General features: G+C 68.5%; 5 protein-coding genes. All 5 read left to right on the top strand.

What is annotated here, in order from left to right; genetic code table 11:
• Window positions 1-449 (top strand): dephospho-CoA kinase (gene coaE, locus FV230_RS25565; protein ID WP_147844388.1); only part of this gene is annotated, 449 nt, incomplete at its 5' end.
• Window positions 450-560: 111 nt separating this feature from the next.
• Complete coding sequence (locus tag FV230_RS25560; RefSeq protein WP_147844387.1) at window positions 561-803, top strand: type II toxin-antitoxin system HicA family toxin; 243 nt, start codon at window positions 561-563, stop codon at window positions 801-803.
• Window positions 800-1027 carry a type II toxin-antitoxin system HicB family antitoxin gene (locus tag FV230_RS25555; RefSeq protein ID WP_147728284.1) on the top strand — a complete coding sequence of 76 codons (228 nt, stop codon included), beginning with the start codon at window positions 800-802 and terminating at the stop codon, window positions 1025-1027. Before FV230_RS25560 ends, FV230_RS25555 begins: the two co-directional genes overlap by 4 nt.
• A 165-nt stretch (window positions 1028-1192) precedes the next feature.
• Window positions 1193-1732 carry a ferritin-like domain-containing protein gene (locus tag FV230_RS25550; RefSeq protein ID WP_147728285.1) on the top strand — a complete coding sequence of 180 codons (540 nt, stop codon included), beginning with the start codon at window positions 1193-1195 and terminating at the stop codon, window positions 1730-1732.
• 691 nt (window positions 1733-2423) lie between these two features.
• Window positions 2424-3689: a transcription termination factor Rho gene (gene rho / locus FV230_RS25545; RefSeq protein WP_147728289.1), complete on the top strand. Its 1266-nt coding sequence runs from the start codon at window positions 2424-2426 to the stop codon at window positions 3687-3689.
• Window positions 3690-3877: the final 188 nt, after the last annotated feature.

The raw sequence follows: 3877 nt of genomic DNA, 5'->3' as shown, positions 1-3877 counted from the left end.
CCGCCTTCCCCGGCACGCTCGCGCCCGACGGCGGCGTCGACCGCACCCGCCTGCGCGACGCGGTGCTCGGGCGGCCGGACAGGCTCGCGACGCTGGAAGGGCTGGTCCATCCGCTGGTCCGCGCCGCCGGCCACGCCTTCCTCGAGCGCCACGCGGCCGCGCCGCTGGTGCTGCTCGACGTGCCCCTGCTCTACGAGACCGGCGGCGAGACCCGCTGCGACGCCGTCCTCGTGGTCACCGCGCCGCCCGCGGTGCAGCGCGCCCGGGTGCTCGCCCGCCCCGGCATGACCGAGGCCGCCTTCGAGGCGATCCGCGCCAAGCAGATGCCGGACGCCGAGAAGCGGGCGCGGGCCGACTACGTGATCGACACGAGCCTCGGCTTCGCCGCCGCCGAGGCGGAGGTGGCGCGGATCGTCGCGCGGATATCCGACCAGGCGGGACATCGCTGACGTGGCTCCAGCGATTAACCTGGTCCTAACCCATTCGCGATAAAATGCCGGATCAATAAGAATTAACGCATCACCGTTAATGATTGCCTTCGAATCAGGAGGCGGTGCTGCATGTCGAAACGCCTGGAAGCGATGCGGGCCAATCCCGCGGCTGGGTGGACCGTGTCGGACATCGCTGCGCTCTGCGCCGAGTTCGACGTAGCTTGCCATCCACCACGGGGCGGCGGTTCGCACTATCGGGTCGGCCACCGGTCGCAATTCGAAAAGTTGACGATCCCCGCCGCTCGGCCGATCAAGGGGTGGTATGTCCGCGAACGTGTTCGGTTCATCGACAAGGTCGGAGCCGCGCCATGAGCGAACTCACCTACCCCGTGGTGATCTCTCCACTGACCCAGGACGACGGCGGCGGCTTCGCTGCGACCGTGCCCGATCTCCCCGGCTGCATGTCGGACGGCGAGACGCCCGAGGAAGCGCTCGTGAACGTCCGCGACGCGATCGACGCGTGGATCGCCATGGCTCGCGAGCTCGGTCATGCCGTGCCCCCTCCCTCGCACGCGCTGCAGCGGGCTGTCGGCTGAACGGCACGCGCCGTCCTCGGCCGACGTCCGCCGCCGCCCGACGGCGTTCGGTTCCTCCACAGGGGGCGATATTTCGTCGGGAGCCGATGCGGGGGCGGCGGGTTGGCAGCCCAGGGGCCGCCTGCCGTCGCGGGCCGCCCGCGACGCACCCGAAGGACATCCGCCATGGCCACCAAGCCGAAGACGCTGCACGATGCGTTCTACGAGACGTTGAAGGACGTCTACTACGCCGAGAAGCAGTCGGTGAAGGCGCTCAAGAAGTCGGCCAAGGCCGCCGAGCATGCCGAGCTCCGCCAGGCCTTCGAGACCCATGCCGAGGAAAGCGCCAACCAGGTCGAGCGGCTCGGCCAGGTGTTCGAGATCATCGGCAAGCCGGCCCGCGCCAAGACCTGCGAGGCGATGCAGGGCATCACCTCCGAGATGGAGGAGGACCTGGAGGATTTCGGCGACAGCCCCGCCGCCGACGCGGTGCTGGCGGCCTGCGCCCAGGCGGTCGAGCACTACGAGATCGCCCGCTACGGCACCCTGAAGACCTGGGCCGCCCAGCTCGGCTACGCCGACGCGGCCAAGCTCCTCGACGAGACCCTGCAGGAGGAGAAGAAGACCGACGCGCTGCTCTCGGAGATCGCCGAGAAGCTCAACCTCGACGGCACCGAGCCGACCGAGGAGCCCGCCGGCAAGAAGGGCGGCCGCAAGGCGGCGTAGGCGCGCACCGAACGACCCCGTCCCCGCATCGCAGCGGGCGACGCGCCCCCTCTCCCGCACGGGGGGGGCGCGTCGTGCGTCGAGCGATCCGGTCCTGCGGGGATTGGCCGATCCGGCCATCCGCTTCGAGACGGCTTTCTCACCTCTCGGTTCGAGACCGACCCTGCCATCCCGGGGCTGCGCAGCAGAGCCCGGGATCCGGAGCCGCCGACGGCACAAAGTTCAGCGCGACTTGCGGTTCTGGATGCCGGGCAGGTCCGCGGCGCCCCGGGATGACGACGGCGGGTGCCGCGACCGCGACGCCCATCGCTCCGATCCGCCCGCTCCGCGCGAGCCCCCGGTCGGAGCGAGGCCTCGGAAACCCACCCCCTTGAGCCGGCATCGAAAACGCGATATGCGTGGTCTGCCCTCCTAAAAAAAGCGCCGCCGCCGCATCCGTGAGCCCCCGGGGCTCCGCCCAGACGATGCACGGGTCCGCCGCAACCGTTTGCGGCCAGACATCCGGCGCCCTCTCCCGATTGCCAGGCTCCCTGCCTCAACCTTCGCTTTCGTCGGTTCAAGACATCCCATGAACGAACAGTCCGACGTCTCCGCCCTCGCGGACATCCCAGGCTCGAACTTGCCCGACTCGAACTTGCCCGACCCGACCCCGTCGACGGAGGGCGCGCTCGCGGCCTCCGACCTCGACGCCATGCGCGAGGTCAAGCTCCAGGACCTCAAGTCCAAGACGCCGACCGACCTGATCGCCTTCGCCGAGGAGGTCGAGGTCGAGAACGCCTCGACCATGCGCAAGGCCGAGCTGATGTTCGCGATCCTGAAGCAGCTCGCGGCCAAGGAGGTCGAGATCATCGGCGCCGGCACCTGCGAAGTGCTGCAGGACGGGTTCGGCTTCCTGCGCTCGTCGGAATCGAACTACCTGCCGGGCCCGGACGACATCTACATCTCGCCGACCCAGATCCGCCGCTTCGGCCTGCGCACCGGCGACACGGTGGAAGGCCCGATCCGCGGCCCCAAGGACGGCGAGCGCTACTTCGCGCTGCTCAAGGTCAACACGATCAACTTCGAGAACCCGGAGAAGATCAAGCACAAGGTTCACTTCGACAACCTGACGCCGCTGTTCCCGACCCAGCGCTTCAAGCTGGAGCTCGACGCGCCGCCGAAGAAGGACTTTTCGCCCCGCATCATCGACATCGTCGCCCCCATCGGCAAGGGCCAGCGCGCGCTGATCGTCGCGCCGCCGCGCACCGGCAAGACCGTGCTGATGCAGAACATCGCGCAGTCGATCACCATCAACCACCCGGAATGCTACCTCATCGTGCTGCTCATCGACGAGCGGCCGGAGGAGGTCACCGACATGATCCGCTCGGTGAAGGGCGAGGTCATCGCCTCGACCTTCGACGAGCCGGCCACCCGCCACGTGCAGGTCGCCGAGATGGTGATCGAGAAGGCCAAGCGCCTGGTCGAGCACGGCCGCGACGTGGTCATCCTGCTGGATTCGATCACCCGCCTCGGGCGCGCCTACAACACCGTGGTGCCGTCGTCGGGCAAGGTGCTCACCGGCGGCGTCGACGCCAACGCGCTGCAGCGCCCGAAGCGCTTCTTCGGCGCGGCCCGCAACATCGAGGAGGGCGGCTCGCTCTCGATCATCGCCACCGCGCTGATCGATACCGGCTCGCGCATGGACGAGGTGATCTTCGAGGAGTTCAAGGGCACCGGCAACTCCGAGATCATCCTGGACCGCAAGGTCTCGGACAAGCGCATCTTCCCGGCGATCGACATCACCCGCTCGGGCACCCGCAAGGAGGAGCTGCTGGTTCCCCCGGACGCGCTCAAGAAGACCTACGTGCTGCGCCGCATCCTCAACCCGATGGGCGTCACCGACGCGATCGAGTTCCTGATGGACAAGCTGCGCCAGACCAAGAGCAACGGCGACTTCTTCGACTCGATGAACACCTGAGGGGTTTCGGGCCTTCGGACGAAAAAGAAGGCCCCGATCCTTGGATCGGGGCCTTTTTCATATGCGCCGTACCTCTTCCCTCCCCCCTTAAGCGGGGGAGGGTGGGCCTCGCATCAGCGAGGGTTGGGAGAGGGGAGCGACCTCTCCGGATCGCGCGCCCCCCTCCCCCAACCCGCGCTGATGCGAGG

This window comes from Methylobacterium sp. WL6, from assembly GCF_008040095.1.
Taxonomy (GTDB): domain Bacteria; phylum Pseudomonadota; class Alphaproteobacteria; order Rhizobiales; family Beijerinckiaceae; genus Methylobacterium.
Note: the sequence above shows the minus strand (reverse complement) of the source record. Positions and strands in the feature narration are given on the sequence as shown.